The 19,145-nt window shown below is 73.2% G+C and carries 11 protein-coding genes; 4 read left to right on the forward strand and 7 right to left on the reverse strand.

Annotated elements, in window-relative coordinates; translation table 11 throughout:
- Nucleotides 1–57: 57 nt before the first annotated feature.
- The 3 genes from KM427_RS14170 to KM427_RS14180 are packed head-to-tail and all read right to left on the reverse strand — an operon-like array spanning nucleotide 58 to nucleotide 4,483.
- On the reverse strand, nucleotides 58–1,017 hold the full coding sequence (locus tag KM427_RS14170) for a calcium-binding protein (protein ID WP_215524276.1): 960 nt from the start codon (nucleotides 1,015–1,017) through the stop codon (nucleotides 58–60).
- A 56-nt stretch (nucleotides 1,018–1,073) separates the two neighbouring features.
- Entirely contained in the window at nucleotides 1,074–2,816 is a 1,743-nt protein-coding gene (locus KM427_RS14175; protein WP_215524277.1) for an ABC transporter ATP-binding protein, read from the reverse strand.
- Nucleotides 2,813–4,483 carry an ABC transporter transmembrane domain-containing protein gene (locus KM427_RS14180; RefSeq protein ID WP_215524278.1) on the reverse strand — a complete coding sequence of 557 codons (1,671 nt, stop codon included), beginning with the start codon at nucleotides 4,481–4,483 and terminating at the stop codon, nucleotides 2,813–2,815. The genes KM427_RS14175 and KM427_RS14180 overlap by 4 nt, the downstream gene beginning before the upstream one ends.
- Nucleotides 4,484–4,624: 141 nt before the next feature.
- Between KM427_RS14180 and KM427_RS14185 the strand changes: the two genes are divergently transcribed.
- Nucleotides 4,625–5,434, forward strand: coding sequence for a siderophore-interacting protein (locus KM427_RS14185; protein ID WP_215524279.1), 810 nt, complete (start codon nucleotides 4,625–4,627; stop codon nucleotides 5,432–5,434).
- A 98-nt stretch (nucleotides 5,435–5,532) separates the two neighbouring features.
- On the opposite strand, the gene KM427_RS14190 is transcribed toward KM427_RS14185, so the two are convergent.
- Complete coding sequence (locus KM427_RS14190; RefSeq protein ID WP_183594451.1) at nucleotides 5,533–6,681, reverse strand: NDMA-dependent alcohol dehydrogenase; 1,149 nt, start codon at nucleotides 6,679–6,681, stop codon at nucleotides 5,533–5,535.
- A 149-nt stretch (nucleotides 6,682–6,830) separates the two neighbouring features.
- On the opposite strand from KM427_RS14190, the gene KM427_RS14195 reads away from it, so the two are divergent.
- Together KM427_RS14195 and KM427_RS14200 are read left to right on the forward strand one after the other, a co-directional pair.
- Nucleotides 6,831–7,121: a DUF1330 domain-containing protein gene (locus KM427_RS14195; RefSeq protein WP_215524280.1), complete on the forward strand. Its 291-nt coding sequence runs from the start codon at nucleotides 6,831–6,833 to the stop codon at nucleotides 7,119–7,121.
- 133 nt (nucleotides 7,122–7,254) lie between these two features.
- On the forward strand, nucleotides 7,255–8,370 hold the full coding sequence (locus KM427_RS14200; protein WP_252274498.1) for an AI-2E family transporter: 1,116 nt from the start codon (nucleotides 7,255–7,257) through the stop codon (nucleotides 8,368–8,370).
- A gap of 41 nt (nucleotides 8,371–8,411) precedes the next feature.
- Here KM427_RS14200 and KM427_RS14205 read toward each other — a convergent pair whose 3' ends face one another.
- Entirely contained in the window at nucleotides 8,412–9,104 is a 693-nt protein-coding gene (locus KM427_RS14205) for a GAP family protein (RefSeq protein ID WP_215524281.1), read from the reverse strand.
- A complete protein-coding gene (locus tag KM427_RS14210; protein WP_215524282.1) occupies nucleotides 9,101–10,858 on the reverse strand; it encodes a SulP family inorganic anion transporter in 1,758 nt (585 codons plus the stop codon). The genes KM427_RS14205 and KM427_RS14210 overlap by 4 nt, the downstream gene beginning before the upstream one ends.
- A gap of 141 nt (nucleotides 10,859–10,999) precedes the next feature.
- Between KM427_RS14210 and KM427_RS14215 the strand changes: the two genes are divergently transcribed.
- The gene (locus KM427_RS14215) at nucleotides 11,000–12,661 is read left to right on the forward strand and encodes a SulP family inorganic anion transporter (protein WP_215524283.1); all 1,662 of its coding nucleotides are present in this window, start codon (nucleotides 11,000–11,002) and stop codon (nucleotides 12,659–12,661) included.
- Nucleotides 12,662–12,868: 207 nt separating this feature from the next.
- Here KM427_RS14215 and KM427_RS14220 read toward each other — a convergent pair whose 3' ends face one another.
- On the reverse strand, nucleotides 12,869–19,120 hold the full coding sequence (locus tag KM427_RS14220) for an SdrD B-like domain-containing protein (protein WP_215524284.1): 6,252 nt from the start codon (nucleotides 19,118–19,120) through the stop codon (nucleotides 12,869–12,871).
- Nucleotides 19,121–19,145 lie beyond the last annotated feature (25 nt).

Consider the following 19,145-nt stretch of genomic DNA (forward strand, 5'->3'; position numbering starts at 1 on the left):
TCTTCGGGTGGCCCGCACCCTGGAGGAACCTCCAGCGACGACCACGAGAGGACGACGTCAGCAGTTCTGCGACAGCTCGGCGAAGCACCGGTCGATCCCGCGCCCGCCCAGCGCGCCGTCGAGGCCGCCCTGTCCGACGAGGAGGTCGCGGCCGGCACCGCCCTTGAGCAGGTCGCCGCCGGGGCCGCCGTAGATCCGGTCGCGGCCGCCCTTGCCGCTGAGGGTGTTGCGGCCGGCGTCGCCGACGATGACGTCGGGACCGGCCGTGCCGATGACGTTCTCGACGTTGCGCACCCGGGCCTTGGTGCCCGCGAACCGCGCGGTGCCCGCCTGGAGGTGGATCCGGGCACCCACACCGCGGACCACGACCGTGTCCTTCCCGTCGCCGCCGTCGACCCTCAGCTTGCACGCCGGGCAGCGCTTGCTGGTCGTGCCGTCGGTGGGGGCGCTGACGGTGAGCCGGTCCGGGCCCGCGTCCCCGGCCAGGTCGAACACCGGGGCGCCGGCCGGGATCGCCGTCTCCCACGGGGCGAGTGCGGGGTCGACGGCGCCGACGTGGATCCGCGCGGTCACGGCGTCGTTGCCCTCGCCGCCGCGCGCGGAGCCGAACTGGCGCTGCACGATGCGGTCGTTGCCCGGGCCACCGTCGGTCGTGCCGCCGGCGTGGGAGACCACGTCGTTGCCCGCGCCGGCGTTCACCGTGCCGCCGACGGTGAAGATCGTGTCGTTGCCGTCGCCGCCGTCAACGGCGACGGGATCGCCGCAGATCCGGTCGTTGCCGGCACCCGCGTTCACGGTGACGTCGGCGAAGCCCCACGCGATGATCACGTCGTCGCCGTCGGTGCCGGTGATCGTCTGCCCGTCGGCGGTCGCGACCATCGTCGGGAGCTGGCCGCGGCAGGTCGTGATGTCCGCCGCCGACGACGGAGCGACCGAGGCGGCGCCGGCGGCCGCGAGCAGCGTCGCGACCGCGGCGATCGGTCCGACCGTCCGGAGCTGGAGCCGAGAGAGCGTCATGTCTGGAGAGCGTGCCATCCCGGCCTGCCGTTACACGAGTGCCACGCGGAGCCCGCTCAGCGCCCGGCCCAGGCCGCCCACAGCTCGGCGTAGGCACCCCCGGCGGCGACGAGCTCGTCGTGCCGGCCCCGCTCGACGACCCGGCCGGCGTCCATCACCACGATCTCGTCGGCGTCGACGGCCTGGGTGAGGCGGTGGGCGATGGTGAGCGAGGTGCGCCCGGATGCCACCGCGGTCGCCGCCCGCTCGAGCGAACGGGCGCCGGCCGAGCCCGCCTCCGCCGTCGCCTCGTCGAGGACGACCACCAGCGGGTCGGCGAGCAGCACTCGCGCCAGCGCCAGCTGCTGCGCGAGCGCCGGCGTGAGGGTCGACGCCCCGTCGCCGACCGCGGTCGCCAAGCCGTCGGGCAGCGCCGCGACCGCCGCCCGAGCGCCCACCGCGTCCAAGACGGCGAGCAAGTCCTCGTCGGTCGCCGACGGCGCCGCGAGCGTCAGGTTGTCGCGCACCGTGCCCGCGAACACGTGCACCTCTTGGCTCACGATCGCCACGGGTGGCCGGCCCGCGCCGTCCAGCCCCGCGAGTGGCACGCCGCCGAGCGACACCGTGCCTCGCGTCGGCCGCAGCCGGCCCGCGACGGCCGCGCCCAGGGTCGTCTTGCCCGCGCCCGAGGCGCCGACCACGGCGACCCGGTGCCCGGGCGCCACGTCCAGTGACACGGTGTCGACGGCGGGCCGACCCGCGACGTACTCGTGGTGCAGGTCGCGTACGACGAGGTGTCCGTCGTCCGGGCGGCGGGCGTCGGGCACGGGCACCGGCGCGGGCAGGAGCGCGATGCCCGCCAGCCGGACCAGCGACGCCCCGGCCGACTGCGCCTCGTCGAAGAGCGCGATCAGCGCGCCGATCGGGTTGAAGAGCCGGTGGAAGAGCAGGGCGGCCGACGTCACCGCGCCGACGGTCACCGCGTCGGCGTCGACCAGCGCGAAGCCGGTCGCGAGGATCGCCAGCAACCCGATCACCTCGGCCCGGTTGTTGCGTGCCCAGAAGCGGGTCAGCAGCCGGTAGACGTCGATCGACAGCTGGGTCGAGCGCCACGACGCCTCCTCGGTCACGGCCTGGTGCCGGTCGGCCATGCGGTAGGCCCGCAGCGTGCGGCTGGCGTGCACGCCGGTCAGCAGCGCCTCGGCGCGCGCGGCGTTCGCCTCGCGCTCGCGGCGGTAGTACGGCCCCGACCGCGGCAGGTACCACCGCAGGCCGAGCACGTAGAACGGCGCCGCCACCAGGCCGGCGAGGCCGAGCCGCCAGTCGAGCGCGAAGAGCCCGATGGCCGTGAACACCACCGCGATCGCGGAGTTCACCAGGATCGGGATCACCTCGGTGAACGACTCGGTGATCAGGCGTACGTCGTCGCCGACCCGCGACAGCAGGTCGCCCTGCCCGGCCGCCTCGAGCTCGCCGGCCTCGAGCCCCAGCGACCGCTCGACGACGATCTCGCGCAGATCGGCCAGGGCCGGCTCGGCGGTGCGGGCCAGCAGCGCGATCGACAGCGCCGTCGCCGTCCCGCCCACCACTGCGGCACCGAGGATCCACAGCACCGGCCCGGTGAGCTGCGCCGCCGAGCCGTTCGACACGACGACGTCGACGATGCGCCCGAGCATCCACGGCCCGACCAGTCCGGTCAGGCCCTCGACCGCGAACATCAGCGCGCACAGCGTCAGCGCCGCCGGGCGCCGGCGCAGCAGTCGGCGGGCGAGCGCCCCGGCCTCGCGCGGCGTGGCCACCGGGAGCTGGTGGGCACTCATCGCAGCACCGCCGCGCGGTACTCGTCCAGCTCGGCGAGCTCGACGTGCGTCCCGACCGCGACCACCCGGCCGCCGACCAGGTGCAGCACCCGGTCGGCCCGCGCCAGCAGCGCGGGGCTGCTGGTCAGCACGAGCGTGGCACCGTCGGCCCGGCGTACGGCGTCGATGCCCTCCGCGATCCGCTGCTCGGTCACGGCATCGACAGCGGTCGTGGGGTCGTGCAGCACCAGGACGGGTGCCGCGGCGGCGAGCGCGCGGGCCAGGCCGAGCCGCTGGCGCTGGCCGCCGGAGAGGGTGGTTCCGTTGACGGTCACCGGCTCGTCGGGGAGGTCGTGTGCCGAGGACGCGCGCAGCACCTCGTCGAACCGCTCCTCGCCGATCCGACCCGCGGGGTCGACGTTGCTGCGCAGGGTGCCCTCGAAGAGGTCGACGTGGTGCTCGGCCACGACCAGCAGCCGCCTCGACTCCGCGATGGTGAGCTCGGTCAGGGGCACACCGCCGAGCAGCACCGCACCGCGGTCGGGCACCTCCTCGCCGTGCAGCAGCCGGATCAGGGTGCCCGCGTCGGAGGGATCCTCGGCCACGACGGCGACGACCTCGCCGCGCGCGACGCGCGCGGAGACGTCGACGAGGGTGCCGGCGACGACGCCGTCGAGCTCGAGGTCGGACGCGACCGCGGTGCGATCGCCGGCCCGCACGAGCGGCGGAGCGGCGAGCACGCCGAGGATGCGCCGTGCCGACGCCCGCGACCGAGCGAGCTGGGCGACCAGGTAGGCGATCATCCCCATCGGCTCGGCGACGAACTGGGCCAGGCCCACCACGGCGACCAGCTCGCCGATGCTCATCCCGCCGTCGAGCGCCCGGTGGCCGGCGACCAGCGCGACGACCGCGAGGAAGGCGAGGCTGAGCCCGCTGGTCAGCCCGTAGAGCAGCCCCTCCCAGCGAGCGGCGGCGATGCTGGCGCCCATGGCGTCCTGGCTCTGCCGGCGGTAGCGCGCGTGGGCCACCCGCTCGGCGCCGATGCCCTTGAGCGGGCGCAGGCCGCGCACCAGGTCGGTCGCCAGCCCGGTCGCTCGGCCGATCGCCTCCTGGCGCTCGTGGGCACGGTGGGCGAGCCGGGGCGCGAGCACCTGGGTGCACACCAGCACGACAGGTACGCCGACGAGCACGACCACCGCGACCAGTGGGTCGATCGTGGCGAGCACGATCGCGCTGATCACCAGGCCGGCGGTGCCGGCGACCGTGAAGGTCAGCTGGCGCACGACTCCCGCGACCAGCTCGGCGTCCCCGGTCGCAAGGGCGAGCACGTCGCCCGGCAGTCGGTCGGTCCGCGCGCCACGGGCCGACAGCACGTGGGCCGAGACCTCGGTGCGCAGCAGGTGGCCCTCCTCCTGGACCGCCCGGAAGCCGATCCGCGACCCGAACCGGTAGGAGAAGCTCAGCACCGCGAAGTGCACGCACAGCACGGCGCACCACAGCACCAGTCGCTCCAGGTCGCCGGAGGCGACGGCCCGGTCGATCACCACGCCGATCAGGACCGGGACCGCGGCCTCGCACACCTGCCACAGCGTGATCAGCGCGATCGCGCCCAGCAGGCGGCGCCGCTGGCGGCGTACCGTGCGCCGGATCAGCGCGCCCGGCGTCGCCGGGACCTGCTCCGCGCTCACGCCGGCTGCACGGTCACGTCGGCGCGCGCGGACCGGCGGCGGGAGAGAATCGGATCGAGATACCGCGAGCGCGCGTCCATTGAACTAAGGGTAGCCTAAGTAGGCGGCCGGACGACGAGCCGTACGACGAGAGGAGCCCGGATGCCGGCATGGCACGGACAGGTGGAGACCACGGAGTGGGTGACGCCCGCGCTGGTGCGGGTGGTGCTGGGCGGCGACGGCCTCACCGGCTTCGAGCTGCCCGACACCACCGACACCTACGTCAACGTCGCGATCCCGCCCCCGGGTGCGCCGTACGCCGGGGTCTTCGCCCCCGCCGACGTCAAGGAGCAGCACGTCAAGGAGCACTGGCCGGTGCGCCGTCGCTACACCGTGCGCGACTGGGACGGCGCGGCCGGCCGGCTGACCCTCGACGTCGTGGTGCACGGCGACCACGGTGTCGCCGGTCCGTGGGCGGCCGGGGCGCGGGTCGGCGACATCCTGGTCTTCGAGGGTCCCGGCGGCGGCTATCGCCCGGACCCCGCCGCAGACTGGCACCTGCTGGCCGGCGACGAGTCGGCGCTGCCGGCGATCGCGGTCTCGCTCGCGGCGGTCCCCGCCGGCAGCCGGGCCGTGGTGCGGCTGGTCTGCGACGGCCCGGAGCACGAGATCGCGCTGACCTGCCCCGGTGAGCTCGACCTCGTCTGGCTGCACCGCACCGGCGCCGACGACGACGTCGACCTGCTCGCCGACGCGGTGGCCGACCTGGAGTTCCCGTCCGGCCGGGTGCACGCGTTCGTCCACGGCGAGGCCGACGAGATCCGGGCGATCCGCCGCCACCTGCTCACCGACCGCGGCCTCGACCGGTCCAGCATGTCGTGCTCGCCGTACTGGCGGCGCACGATGACCGACGAGGCCTGGCGGGCAATCAAGAGCGACTACGTCGCGGCGATGGACGCCGAGGTCGCGTAGGGGTCGCCGTCGTGCGGGTTTCGGCTGCTGGCAGCCGAAACCCGCACGACCACCGGGCGTGTGTGTAGCACCCAATCCCAGCCGCGCCGAGATGAGGATCAGTCGTAGACGATGACGCCCCGGATGTTCTTGCCGTCGCGCATGTCCTGGTAGCCCTGGTTGATGTCGTCGAGCGTGTACGTCGTGGTGACCATCTCGTCGAGCTTGAGCCGGCCCTCCATGTAGAGGTTGAGCAGGCGCGGGATGTCGTAGCGCGGGTTGGCGTTGCCGAAGATGCAGCCGACCAGCTCCTTGCGCATCATCGACATCTCGAAGAGGTTCAGCTTCACCTCGTCGGCCATCATGTTGGCGACCGCGGTGACGACGCCCCGGCCGGCCTTCTTGACCAGGCTCATCATCGGCGCGATCAGATCTCCGGTCGCGAGGCCGACCGCGAGGATCGCCTTGTCGGCCATCGCGCCCTGGGTGATCTCGCTGATCAGCGGCTGCGCCTCCTCCATGGACGCCGCGGTGTGGGTGGCGCCGAGGGTGAGCGCCTTCTCGCGCTTCCAGGCGACCGGGTCGATCGCGACGACGTGCCGAGCGCCGGCCATCGCCGCGCCCTGGACGGCGCTCATGCCGATGCCGCCGATGCCCACCACGGCCACGGTCTCGCCCGACTGCACGTCCGCGGCGTACGTCGCGGAGCCCCAGCCGGTCGTCACGCCGCAGCCGACGAGCGCGGCCTTCTCGAGCGGGATGCTCTTGTCGATCTTCACCGCACTGTCGACGTTGACCACGGTGTAGGGCGAGAACGTGCCGAGGCCGACCATGATGCCGAGGTCGCGGCCGTCCTTGGCGTGGTGGCGGTAGGAGAAGTCCGAGAGCTGCATGCCGCTGAGCAGGAACGCGCCGAGGTCGCACAGGTGCTGCTGGCCGGTCGAGCACGACGGACACCTCCCGCAGGAGGGGATGAAGCTGAACACGACGTGGTCGCCGACCTCGAAGCCGACCGTGTCCGGGCCGATCTCCTGGACGACGCCGGCGCCCTCGTGTCCGCCGATGACCGGGAACTGCTTGAGCCCGAAGGCCTCGGCGAGCTCCGGGTCGAGCACCATGTCGCCGGTGACCATGTGCTCGTCGGAGTGGCACAGGCCCGAGGCGGCCAGTTTGACGAGGAGCTCGCCACGCTTCGGCGGGTCGAGCTCGATGTCCTCCACACTCCACTCGGTGTGCGGCTCCCACAGGATGGCTGCGCGGGTCTTCATGCTGACTCCCTCGGAAAAGTAGAACGCGTTCTTGTTCACCTGCAAGGTAGTCCCTGGTGTGGCGCCTGTCACGTGTTCGCTCGGTGCCGCGAGCGGTCGCTCCGCGAACCGACCGGCGCGCCGTCCCACGGGTGCGGCACGATGACGCCATGACGGCGTACTGGATCAGCACCTACGTGGAGGTCACCGACGAGGCCAAGCTGGCGGCGTACGCCGCGCTGGCCGGTCCGGCGCTGACCGGAGGTGGCGGCAGGTTCGTGGCCCGGGGACTGCCCGAGGTCGTCTACGAGTCCGGGCAGCGGACCCGCACGGTGGTCATCGAGTTCGAGTCCGTGGCGCAGGCGGAGGCGGCGCACGACAGCGCGGCGTACCAGGAGGCGCTGGCCGCCCTCGACGGCGGCGCCGTGCGCGACCTGCGCATCGTGCCGGGCAGCGACTGACGCGAGCGGGGCCGGGTGAGCGGACGGGCCAGATCACCCGACTCGGGTGATCCGACGGCCCCGGCTCGCCCCGACGATGGCGGGGGCTAGCGGTCGTCGCTGGAAGTTCCTCGGGCCACCCGAAGAACTTCCGGTGGCGGCCACTAGCGGGAAGGCGGAGTGGGACGTGGTGATCACGAGCGAGCCGAGCCGTCCGGTGCTGCCGCGCGGGGTGCTGGTCCTCGGCGGCCTGGCGGCGACCGTCATCGTCATCGCGGGCATGAGGTCGGCGGCCGACATCCTCGCGCCGACCTTCCTGGCGCTGGTGCTGACGATCCTGGCGCATCCGATGCGCCGGTGGCTCGACGCCTGGATGCCCTCGTGGGCGTCCTCGCTGGTCTGCACGGTGGCGATCTACGCGCTGCTCCTCGGCCTGGCGCTGGCCGTCGTGGTCTCGGTGGCCCGGTTCGCGACGCTGCTCCCCGAGTACACCGACGAGGCCTCGCAGCGAATCGACGATCTGACCGCGTGGCTCACCAACGCCGGCGTGAGCCAGGAGCAGGTCGAGAAGGTCGGCTCCTCCTTCAGCCTCGGCCAGCTCGGCTCGTTCGTCGGGGCGCTGCTCACGGAGCTGATGGGTCTCGTCTCGAACCTGTTCTTCATCCTCGCGCTCGTGCTCTTCATGACGATGGACGGCGGCTCGTTCCCGCGGCAGCTGGAGCGGGCGCGGCGGGCCCGCCCCGCCCTGGTCGACGCCGTCAGCGACTTCGCGCGGGGCACCCGGCGCTACCTCGCGGTCTCGACGGTCTTCGGCCTGATCGTCGCGGTCTTCGACACGATCGCCCTGGCACTGCTCGGCGTGCCGGCACCGTTCCTGTGGGGCCTGCTGGCCTTCATCACCAACTACATCCCCAACATCGGCTTCGTGATCGGCCTGATCCCGCCGGCGATCCTCGCGCTGCTCGAGGGGGGCCCGGGCCTGATGCTGGCGGTGATCGCGATCTACTGCGTCCTCAACGTGGTCATCCAGTCGGTGATCCAGCCGAAGGTCGTCGGTGACGCGGTGGGCCTGTCGACCACGCTGTCCTTCATCTCGCTCGTCTTCTGGGCATGGGTGATCGGCCCGCTCGGTGCGCTGCTCGCGATCCCGCTGACGCTCTTCGCCAAGGCGCTGCTGGTCGACGTCGATCCGACCACCCGCTGGATGCGCTCGCTGATCTCCAACAAGGACGATCCGGCGGAGACCGCGGCGGATCCGCCCGCAGCCTGACGGCCCGACCGCGCCCCGGATGGAGGCCCCCGGGCAGGCGCTCAGCCGAGCAGCACGCCGAGCCCCTTGCCCAGGCTGGACAGGCCGAGGATCCCGAGCAGCACCACCATGATCGCGCTGTTGTGGACCTCCATGAAGTCCTTGAGCGCATTGAGCGGATGCGTCATCCGGTCGCCCGCGACCAGGAACGCGACGACCGGGCCGACCACCAGCGTGCTCGCGATCAGCACGAACACGACGACCGCGATCACCGACTCGGTGGTGTCGAGGCCGTTCGAGGCGATGGCGACACCGCCGGTCACGGCCAGGGCCAGGTTCTTCGGGTTGAGGCCCGACAGCGCCGCGCCCAGGCCGAGTGCGACCAGGGGCGGTGTCCGGTCCAGGCCCGACATCCACTTCGGCGGTACGACGTCCTGGCCCGGCCGGGGACGACCGCGCCAGGTGTGCGCCGCCAGCAGCAGGAACAGCAGGCCCAGGACGAGCTTGATCCACCCGGTCAGGTCCGACGACCCGCCGGTGTCGATCCCGTCGGGGCCGGCGAGCAGCAGCACGACGACGAGCACCAGGGTGGTGCCGAGCATCCACCCGACGGCGAACGCCGGCGCGGTGACGCGGGCCCGCTTCGAGAGCAGCATGAGCACGGTCGCGATGATCGGCACCGGGCTGATCGCGACACCCAGTGCCGCGGGCAGCAGGTCACCGAGTGCGGTGGACAGGTCTGCGCTGGTCGTCATCCTCGATCCTTCCTCTCCCCCGGTGCGGGAGGGTCTTCGTGCTGCTGAGCGGTCTCAGCGGTCCGCGCCGCGGCCACGGCCGCGTCGACGCTGGGGTAGCGCCCGGCGATGACGTCGACGGACTCCGCCGTCGACACGACGTCGCGGACCTGGCCGATGCTCTTGGCGATCAGTAGTGGGACGCCTCGGCGCTCCAGATCGGTCCGGAGCGTCGCGAGCATGGACGCACCGGACACGTCGATGGTCGGCACGGTCTCGGCGTCCAGGACGACGGTCCGGGTCCGCGGACCCACCATGCCGGTGATGGCGTCGCGGACGACGTCGGCGTTGGCGAAGTAGAGCCCCGCCTCGACCCGCACCACCACGAGCTCCTCGTCGGCGGCCAGCTCGGGCCGCCGCGCCAGGTCGACCCAGGTCGGCGGGGGGCCGGGGTCCCGGGCCAGCCGGGCGACGTGCGGTCGCGACGACCGGTAGAGCAGGGTCAGCAGCGACACCGCGATGCCGATGAAGAGGCCGGGCAGGGTGTCGAAGACGAGGACTCCGACCATGGTCGTGACGGCCGCGATGAAGTCGACGCGCGCCGTGACGTGGTAGATCCTGCCGAGCGGCCCGGTCCACACGCCGTAGAGCCGGCGCAGCGAGGCGATGTCGACGAGCTCGATGACCGCGGCGATCACCACGGCCGCGAGGACCGCTTCGGGCAACTGCTCGAACAGTCCGGTCAGGAACAGCAGCGTGACCAGGGTCAGGAGCGCCACCGTGATGCCGGACACCTGGGACTTGGCGCCCGCGGCGCCGTTGACCGCCGTCTTCGAGAGGCTGCCGTTGACGATCATGCCGCTCGCGAGACCGGAGCCGACGTTCGCGGTGCCCATGCCGATGAGCTCGGCGTTCGCGTCGATCTCGTACCCCTCGCGGACGGCGTACGTCTTCGCGGCGCCCAGGCCCTCGGCGAACCCGATCAGCAGGACGCCGGCGGCGGGCCCGACGAGGTCCAGGTAGTCCCGCAGGCCCAGGTCGGGCAGCCCGACCGCGGGCAGGCCGGCCTCGATGGAGCCGACCACAGCGACGCCGTGGTCGTCGAGACCGAAGATCGCGACCGCCGCGATGCCGGCCAGCACGGCCACGAGCGACGCCGGCACCAGGGGTAGCAGCCGCTTGAGGAGCAGGATCGCCACCAGGGCCGAGCCGCCGACGAGGACGGTGAGCCCGTCGACGCTCGAGAGCTCGGCGAGGATGCCCCACAGCTTCTCGAAGAAGTCTCCGGCAGGCTTGTCGATGCCCAGCAGCGCGGGCACCTGGCCGATGATGATCGTCAGCGCCAGGCCGACGATGAAGCCCTTGAGCACCGGCTCGGAGATGAACGACGCGAGGAAGCCCATCCGGCACAGGCCCGCCACGATGCCCAGCAGGCCGACCACCACGGCGAGTGCCGCGGTGGTGACGACGAAGGCCTCGGTGCCCGGCGTCGCGGCGTCCGCCACCACCGAGGCCGACAGTGCCGCGGTGCCGGACATGGTCGCCACCACCAGCTGCCGCGAGCTCCCGAACACGGCGTACAGCAGCAGGGCCGGCACCGCCGCATAGAGGCCGACCACCGGCGAGACGCCCGCGATCGTCGCGTAGGCGAGCGACTCCGGCACCAGCACCGCCCAGACGGTCAGCCCGGCGACGACGTCGCCGCGCAGCCACGACCGCCGGTAGCCGCCCAGCGACGTGAAGAGGCGAGCCGGGTGAGCGCTGGTAGCAGCCATCGTCTCCTGGTACTCCTGGATCACTGGTCCGGCCGCCGCGAGGCTGTCCCGCCGGGAGCGTCCAGCCTGTGGGTCCGGCGGCGCGGGCGCCTCACCCGATGCGGGTGAGGCGCCGCAGGGCCCGTCACGTTTGGGTGAGGCGTGCCCGCCTGGCTCCTCCCGACGCTCCACGGCTACGGCCGCGGGCGGGTCCGGTACGACGTACTGGCGGGCGTCGCGGCGGGCACCGTCGTGATCCCCCAGGCGATGGCGTACGCGACGATCGCGGGGCTGCCGGTCGAGGTCGGCCTCTACACGTGCATGCTGCCGATGCTGGTCTACGCGCTGCTGGGCGGCTCCCGGTCGCTGAGCATCTCGACCACGTCGACCATCGCCATCCTCACGGCCTCGACGCTGAGCGTGCTGCCCGACCAGCGGTCCGCCGACGAGACGCTCCGCGACGCCTTCACGCTGACGGTGCTGGTCGGGGTCGCGCTGCTCGCGATGCGGCTCTTCCGGCTCGGCTCCCTGGTCGAGCAGATCAGTCCGGCGACGATGGTCGGGGTCAAGACCGGGGTCGGGCTGACCGTGGCCGTGACCCAGCTGCCGACCCTGCTGGGGGTGAGCGACGACGACGGCGGGGGCGGCTTCTTCGACAAGCTCGTCGACACCCTGTCGAAGCTCGACGAGGCCGACCTCACGACGGTCGTCGTCTCGGCGATCGCGGTGGCCACGCTGTACCTGCTGCGGCGCTTCGCGCCTCAGGTGCCGGGTCCCCTGGTCGTGGTGGTCGGGGCGATCCTGCTCGTGGCGCTGACCGACGTCGAGGAGCATGGTCTCGCGCTGATCGCCGAAGTGCCCTCGGGCCTGCCGACCCCCACCATGCCGATGTGGGGAGACGTCGGCGCGCTGGTGCCGGGCGCGCTCGCGATCGCGGTGATGGCCTTCATGGAGACCGTGCTGGTCGCCCGGGCGCAGCGGGAGCGCAACGAGCCTCCCATCGACAGCGACCAGGAGCTGTTGGCCAACGGCGTCGCCGCGCTGGCCGGGGGCCTGAGCCAGTGCCTGCCGCCCGCCGGAGGCTTCTCCCAGAGCGCGGTCAACCAGCGGGCCGGCGCCCGCTCGCAGCTCGCCGGCCTCACCACCGCCGTGCTCGCGGTGCTGGTGGCGCTCTTCCTGGGGCCGGTTCTCGACGACCTGCCCCAGGCGATCCTCGCCGCGATGGTGCTGGTCGCCGTGCTCGGACTGGTCTCGCCGCCCGACTTCGTGCGGCTGCGCCGGGTCGACCGCGGCGAGTTCTGGGTGGCGGCCGGCACCGCCGTGGTCGGGCTCACCGCGGGACTGCTGGTCGCGGTCGGGCTCGGCGTCGCGCTGACGCTGGTGCTGGTGCTCCGGGCCGTCAGCCGCGACCAGTCCCGGCCGCTCTATCCGCGCCCGGGCGGCGGCTGGACGCTCGTCCCGCCCGAGGCCGGGGTCGCCGTGCCGGCGTACGACGACCTGCTGCTGCTCCACGTCGGCGGACCGCTCTACACGGGCAACGCCCGCCCCACCCAGGACGCGGTGTTCGCGGCCGCCCTCGCCGCACGACCGCGTGCGGTGGTGCTGGAGGCGCTCGAGGTGAGCTGGGTGACGATGCCGTTCCTCGACGTGATCGAGGGGCTCGCGACCGACCTCGACCGCGAGGGCATCGACCTGCTCATCGCCGGGCTGCCGGAGCGCTCCGTCCGGGCGGCCCGGCACTCTGCGTGGTTCGCCGACTTCGCCGAGCGGGGTGGCCTCTGCCACGACGTCGACGAGGCCGTCAGCCGCGCGCGATCCGGCTGACGGCGCCCGCGCCCGCCGCCAGGTCTGGGCCGCACGCCTCCACCGAGGGTCCGCGACGGTTTGCAGCGGCTCCCGGCCCTGCGGGTTTCGGCGGCTGGCCGGTGAAACCCGCACGACACGCCGCGGATCACCGGCGTGTCGTGCGGGTTTCGGCTGCCAGGTGGGCGGCGGTTTCGAGCCGCTGCTAGCGCAACCACTGTCAGCGGGTCAGCCGTGCTCGCGGCGGCGGAGTCCCAGCCCGACGGCGACCGCGCCCGCCAGCAGCAGACCGAGGCCGAGGCCGAACAGCCAGGGCGGCACGTCGGCGCCGGTGCCGGGCAGCGGGATCCCGCCGCCGTCGTCCCCGTCGTCGGTGCCACCGTCGGCACAGCTCGTCGAGACCTCGATCGGGATACGCACCGTGACGGTGCCGCCCCGGCCGTCGGCGACCCGGTAGCGGACCGTGAAGTCGTCGTCGCCGGTGGTGCCGATCCGCAGCCTGCCGTGGTCGGTGCGCTCGACGGTGACGTCGGCGGGGACCTCGATCGAACCCGTGACGATGTGCAGCTCGTCGCCGTTGGGGTCGCCGACGAACGCGAACGGGTCGATCACGACGCGGCCGTCGCACGCGACCGAGATGCCGGCGCCCGCGGCACCGTCGCCGTCGAAGGTCGGCTCGTCGTTGCGGAACACCGCGAAGTCGGCGTCGAGCTGCGGCGTCGAGGTGAGCGTCAGCCGGGTCACCGTCGGGTCGCCGCCGTCGAGGTCCGAGACCGGCGCGTCGGGCACCTGCACCGTGGCGCCGTCGAGCGTCACGACGTACCTGCCGGGGGCGAGGCCGTCGACGCGGTAGTACGGGTCGTCGCCGGTCGGCGCGCCACCACGGGCGACACGCGGCGCCGTCGTCGGCGGGCGGCCGGTCGTCTGCCGGATCGAGACGTCGTCGCCGCCGCCCTCGACACCGTCGGGACCAAGGTAGGTGACCGTGATCCCGATGCCGCCGAGGGCCACCTCGTCGGCCTGCCGGGTGCCGTCGAGGTCGACGTCGCGCCAGACCAGGTCGCCGATCGCGGAGTCGCCGACGTAGCCGAAGTCCTGGGCGAGGTTGCTCTCCCCGCCCGCGAGCGTCAGCGCGGACGCCGAGTCGCCGCCGCCGTCGGGGTCGGCCGTCGCGCGTACGCCGCTCGGCAGGTCCGCCTTCGCGATCGTCACCCGGTAGCCGCCCGCGGGCAGCCCGGTGAAGAGGTAGCCGCCCTTGCCCTCGGTCGGCTGCCTGAGCCGCGCGTCGTCGGCGGTGCCGAACGCGCCGTCGAAGCCGGCCCAGTCGAGCGTGACACCGACGTCGGCGAGGCCGGGCTCGGTCGGGTCCTGGACGCCGTCGCCGTCGAGGTCCCACCACACGAAGTCGCCGATCGAGCCGGTGCCGGCGTACCCGAAGTCGACGTCGCGGGCGGCCTCGGCCCGGTCGAGGACGCGCACGGCGCTGCCGTCGCCGCCGCCGTCGAGGTCGTAGACCGCGCGCACGCCGGCCGGCAGGGTCGCGGCGACCACGGTGACCCGGTAGCGGCCGGGCGGGAGGTTCGCCACGACGTACTCGCCCTGCGCGTCGGTGGTCCGCGTGCCGTAGTCGACGTCATCCGCGGTGCCGAAGCTGCCGTCGAAGCCGGCCCAGGTCGGGTGGATGTCGACGTCCGGGAGCCGCGGCTCTCCCGCGTCGACCGTCCCGTCCTCGTCGAAGTCCAGCCACACCGTGTCGCCGATCGAGCCGGTGCCGGCGAGCCCGAAGTCGAAGTCGAGGTCGTCGCCGGTGACGGTCGCGATCCCGACCCCGTCCAGGGCGCCCTCCCGGTCGTAGCTGACACGCATCCGGTCGGCGGGGGCGCCGACGAGCGTGGCGCGCACGACGCCCGACGGCACTCGCGGCTGGCTCCACCCGCCGTCGGCACCGGTCTGCTGCGTGCCCAGCACGACGTCGTCGGCGGTCTCGAGGGCACCATCGACCCCCGCCCAGACGACGCGGACCCGCTGCCCGGGAACACCGGGCTCGGTGCCGGCACCCGGGGTGCGCGGGCCGTCGCCGTCACCGTTGACGTCGAGCCAGACCAGGTCGCCGATCTCGTGGGTGCCGGTGTAGCCGAAGTCGGCGTCGAGGTCCTCGTCGCCGGGCCCGGCGAGCTGTCGCACGGTCGAGTCGTCGAGCGTGCCGTCGGGGTCGAAGGTCTGCGTCAGCCCGCCGGGCAGCGATCCCGTGACGACGTCGACGCGGACGTCGCCGTTCGGGATGCCCTCGACGAGGTACGTCCCGTCCGCGGCGGTGGTCCGGGTGACCGTGACGTCGTCGCCTCCCCCGAAGGCGCCGTCGAGGCCCCACCACGTGACGTCGAGCTCGACGCCGGCGAGACCGGGGTCGCCTGAGTCCTGGTCGCCGTCGCCGTCGGTGTCGAGGAAGACCGTGTCGCCGACGCTGTTGGTGCCGCCGTACCCGAAGTCGACGTCGGTGGCGTCGTCGACCACGCCCAGGTCGCGTACGGCGACGCCGTCGGGGTCGGTCGTGCCGTCGTCGAGGTCGTAGGTCTCGGTCAGGCCACCCACCGGGAACGGCCCGTCGACGGTGACCTCGAACCGCCCGGTCGGCAGGCCGTCGACGGTGTAGTCGCCGTCGCCGCTGGTGGTCGCGGTGCCGTAGTCGGCGATGTCGTCGGCGGTCCCGAGGTCGCCGTCGAACCCGGCCCAGGTGACACTCACGCCGACCCCGTTGAGCCCCGGCTCAGCGGGGTCCTGTGCGCCGTCACGGGTGAGGTCGAGCCAGACCCGGTCGCCGAGGCTCTGGGTGCCGGCGTACCCGAAGTCCTGGTCGAGGTCCTCGGCTCCCTCGGCCAAGGCCACCTCCGACGTGCTGTCGGCACCGCCGTCGGGGTCGAAGCTGTTCGTCAGGCCCGGTGGCAGCGTCGTGGTGTCGATGTCGACGCGGAACGTGCCGGCCGGCAGCAGGGTCGGCGGGTTGATCGTGTTGTTGGTCAGCCACCGGCCGTCCGCGTCCGTGGTGCGGTCGTAGACCTCGTCGTCCCCGCCACCGACCACGCCGTCGGGGCCGAACCACGTGACGGTCACGTCGACGCCGGGGATGCCGGGCTCGCCCGGGTCGGCGCCGGCACCCGGGGTGTCCGGCCCGTTGCCGTCGCCGTCGACGTCGAGCCAGACCAGGTTGCCCAGCTCGCCGCCGTCGAGGTTGACCGCCGCCGTGTCGGCGGGCCCGTCGTAGCTGCGGGCCTCGTCGTTGCCGGCACGGTCGGCCTCGGTGAGACCGAAGAACCCCGTCACGTCGGCCCGGTTGACGAGCTCCGGTCCGGGCCCGATGTCGCCGACCGGGAAGGTCGCGGGGACGTCGAGGGTGTAGGTGATCTCGACGGTCGCACCCGGCAGGATCACCGGAACCGTGAAGCCGAGACAGGCGTCGCCCGCGCCCAGCGCGTCGTCGGTGACCGCCCAACTCGTCCCGTCGGCGATGCCGCCGGCCGGTACGGCGACCCGCGGCGTGCCGGTCGTGCAGCCGTCGGTCTCGCCGGTGTCCGGCTCGTCGACGACGGCCACGTCGTACGCCGTCCAGTCGCTGTCGTTGGTCACCGACACGTGGTAGGTGACGGTGCCGCCGACCTTGCCGCGCGCCGTGTCGGCCGGGCCGGGGTCGATATCGGTCTCGACCTGCTTGGTGATCGTCACGGAAGGCTCGGCGACCGGCACGTCGGCTGCGTCGGAGAGGGTGCCCGTCGCGTAGTCCAGGTCGGCCGTGTTGTGCACGGTGGCGCCGTCGACGTTCGCAGGCAGGTCGAGGGTCCGGGCCTCGAACGTGATCGTCCAGGTGCGCGTGAACCGGTAGGCCCCGACCACGCCCAGGTCCCAGACCGGCGGGTCGGTCGCCGGCGGGTCGGCGTCCTCGGGCCGCAGGAAGGCGGTCAGGTTCGCCAGGCTGCAGTTCGTGCAGTCGGCCGACACGGTGCGGACGTACTCCGTGCGGTCGCCCGCGAGGTCGTCGGTGATGGTCGTCTGGCCGAAGTTCAGGCCGCGGGGGAACTCCGCCCGCAGCGTGTACGTCGCGATGCCGCCGGGCGTGGTCCGCGGCGTCGTCGTGGTCTTGGTGAAGATCGGGCCGGCAACCGTGACGCTGGCGCCGTCGGTGGCCTGGTAGCCCGGGCAGGTCGACGGCGAACAGGCCGACGCGCCGGGGTCCCGGCCCGACCGCTCCGCGCCGCTCGCACCGGCCAGCGACGTCGTCGTCGCCTCGGCGGTGTTCGCGATCGTCGCGCTGGCGTCCAGCGGGCTCGCGAGCCGCACCGTGTAGGTGAGCGTGACCGACTCGCCGGGGGCGAGGTCGGCGAGGCTCCAGGTGATCGTGCCCGCGGCCATGTCGACCACGCCGCCGTTGCCGACGCCGCTGACGGAGGCGACCCTCCCCTGGTCGAAGTCGTCGACCACGACCGGGTCGTGCGCGGTCGAGACCGCGCTGCCGGCCCGGTTGGTGACCACGATCGTGTAGGGCACATCCGCGCCGGGCAGCACCGTCGTGCTCGCACCGGCCACCTTGTCGATGGCGATGTCGGGCTCGACGAGCTGGGTGCTCACCTCGGCGTGCGCCGAGCCGGCAACGGGACCGGAGCCGTTGTCGAAGCTGTAGGTCAGGTCGGTGGCGTTGATGACCGAGTCGGGCCGGCGGTTGAGCGGCTCGCCCGGGTCGTCGGCGGCGTCCTCGACCACGGCGTCGAAGGTCAGCCGGAAGCAGCCCTCCTGCCCTGCGTCCGGCGACATGGGGCCGGGCAGCTCGGCGTGGATGGCGTTGCCCGAGGTCGTCACGGTGGCCGACGTGCCGCCCGAGGTGGGGCATTCCGCACCCTCCGCGACGAAACCGCTGTTCGCGTCCACCGAGCCCGGGACCAGCGTCTGGCCGCGGCCGACCAGCGTGTCGTCGAGCACGTAGTCCTGGGCCGTCGTGCCCCCGGGCTGCCGGGTCTCGATCGTGTAGTGGATGGTCTCGCCGATCGTGGCCTGGTTCGACCCGGCGTTGCCGGTCTCCGCGACGCCGGTGCTCCGCGTCTTGGTCAGGACGATGCCGGGGCTGTAGACGTTCGCCGTGTCGTCGGCCCGGTCGGTGTTCGCGTCGTCCTCACGACCCGGGTCGATGTTGTTCCGAGGGACGTAGGTGAAGCTCGTGCCGATGTTCGTGGCCGACTGGTACTCCACCACGCCCGCGTGGTTGGTCCACTGCGCCGCGAGCGGCACGGCGCCGGAGGGCAAGGTCCAGGTGTAGTGCAGCACCATGGTCTGGCCCGCGGCGAGGTCGAGGCCGGACCAGGTGATCCGGCCGCCGCTGCACGCGCCGCCGTGGTCGATGCTCGAGATCTGCGCACAGGTGGCGTCCGGGACGCCACCGGTGCCCTGCGGCAGCAGGTCCCACACGACGGCGTCCGTGGCGTCGCGCTCACCGTCGTTGGCGACGCTGACGGCATAGGTGACCGCGTCGCCCTCGACCACGTCGCGGAGCGGGTCGACCGGCGGGTCGTACGTCGTGCTGTTGAGCCCGCTGATGCCCTTGGTCAGGCTCAGGTGTGCCTCGACGAACCCGACCGACGCGTCGTCCGGATTGACGAAGACCTCGCCGTTGGTGTTCTGGAAGGAGTAACGGGCGCTGTTGGTGATCGTGGTCCCGTTCGTGCCGAGGTCGGGCGGGTCCGCCGCGACGAACACGGCCTGGATGATCGCCTGGGCGGTCTGCGCCGGCTGGACCACCTCTCCCGGGATCAGGGTGAAGTCGACCCGCTGCTGGGCCTGGGTCGGCGACGGCGGCGTGACCTGGGGGTTCGCGATGTTCGCCTCGGGCACCTCGTTGTCGGGGCCGGGCATCGAGGTCTCGTAGTTGAAGCCGAGGGGCAGGAAGTCGACCATCGACACGTCGCGGGTGTCGAGGAAGTCGGGCGCGGTGGCCGTGAGTCGGAAGCAGACGCGGTCGCCCGGCCCGACCCCTGCCGCGAAGCTCGGATGCCACCTGACCAACCGACCGTCGCCGCACTGCTGGCCGGGGGTCGGGATCCCGACGTCCTTGGTGAACGTCACGGCGGTGCCGGACTGGGTGGCGCTCGAGTCGTCGGTGACGGCGTTCGTGTCGTGACCGAGCGGGTTGCTCGGCCCGCGCTGGTCGAAGGTCGTCACGTCGGCGTCGAGGTCCGTGGTGTTGGTCCAGGTGTCGTTGGCGGAGACCGGGTTGCCGTTGTGGTAAGCCGTCAGGGCCTCGGTGGAGAAGGTGATCTGTCCGCTCTCGTTGGGGCCGAACCACCCGGCGGGCAGGTCCCAGCGCAGGCTGGTGCGGCCGGTGCTCCCGTCGTACTCGTAGAGGTCGTAGGCGAGGCTCGGCGGCGGCGCGGTCTCGCCGGTGCAGGCCGTCGCGGCCGTGTCGATCGGGCAGGTGCCGTCGGGCGTCGTGTCGCGCACGACCGGGCTCCCGACGCCGCCGGCC

This window comes from Nocardioides sp. LMS-CY, from assembly GCF_018732145.1.
Lineage (GTDB): Bacteria > Actinomycetota > Actinomycetes > Propionibacteriales > Nocardioidaceae > Nocardioides > Nocardioides soli.

Excerpts from the sequence above, each read along its gene's own strand:
- KM427_RS14170 (WP_215524276.1), bottom strand. The coding sequence starts at position 1,017 with ATGACGCTCTCTCGGCTCCAGCTCCGGACGGTCGGACCGATCGCCGCG.
- KM427_RS14175 (WP_215524277.1), bottom strand. The coding sequence starts at position 2,816 with ATGAGTGCCCACCAGCTCCCGGTGGCCACGCCGCGCGAGGCCGGGGCG.
- KM427_RS14185 (WP_215524279.1), top strand. The coding sequence starts at position 4,625 with ATGCCGGCATGGCACGGACAGGTGGAGACCACGGAGTGGGTGACGCCC.
- KM427_RS14190 (WP_183594451.1), bottom strand. The coding sequence starts at position 6,681 with ATGAAGACCCGCGCAGCCATCCTGTGGGAGCCGCACACCGAGTGGAGT.
- KM427_RS14195 (WP_215524280.1), top strand. The coding sequence starts at position 6,831 with ATGACGGCGTACTGGATCAGCACCTACGTGGAGGTCACCGACGAGGCC.
- KM427_RS14205 (WP_215524281.1), bottom strand. The coding sequence starts at position 9,104 with ATGACGACCAGCGCAGACCTGTCCACCGCACTCGGTGACCTGCTGCCC.
- KM427_RS14210 (WP_215524282.1), bottom strand. The coding sequence starts at position 10,858 with ATGGCTGCTACCAGCGCTCACCCGGCTCGCCTCTTCACGTCGCTGGGC.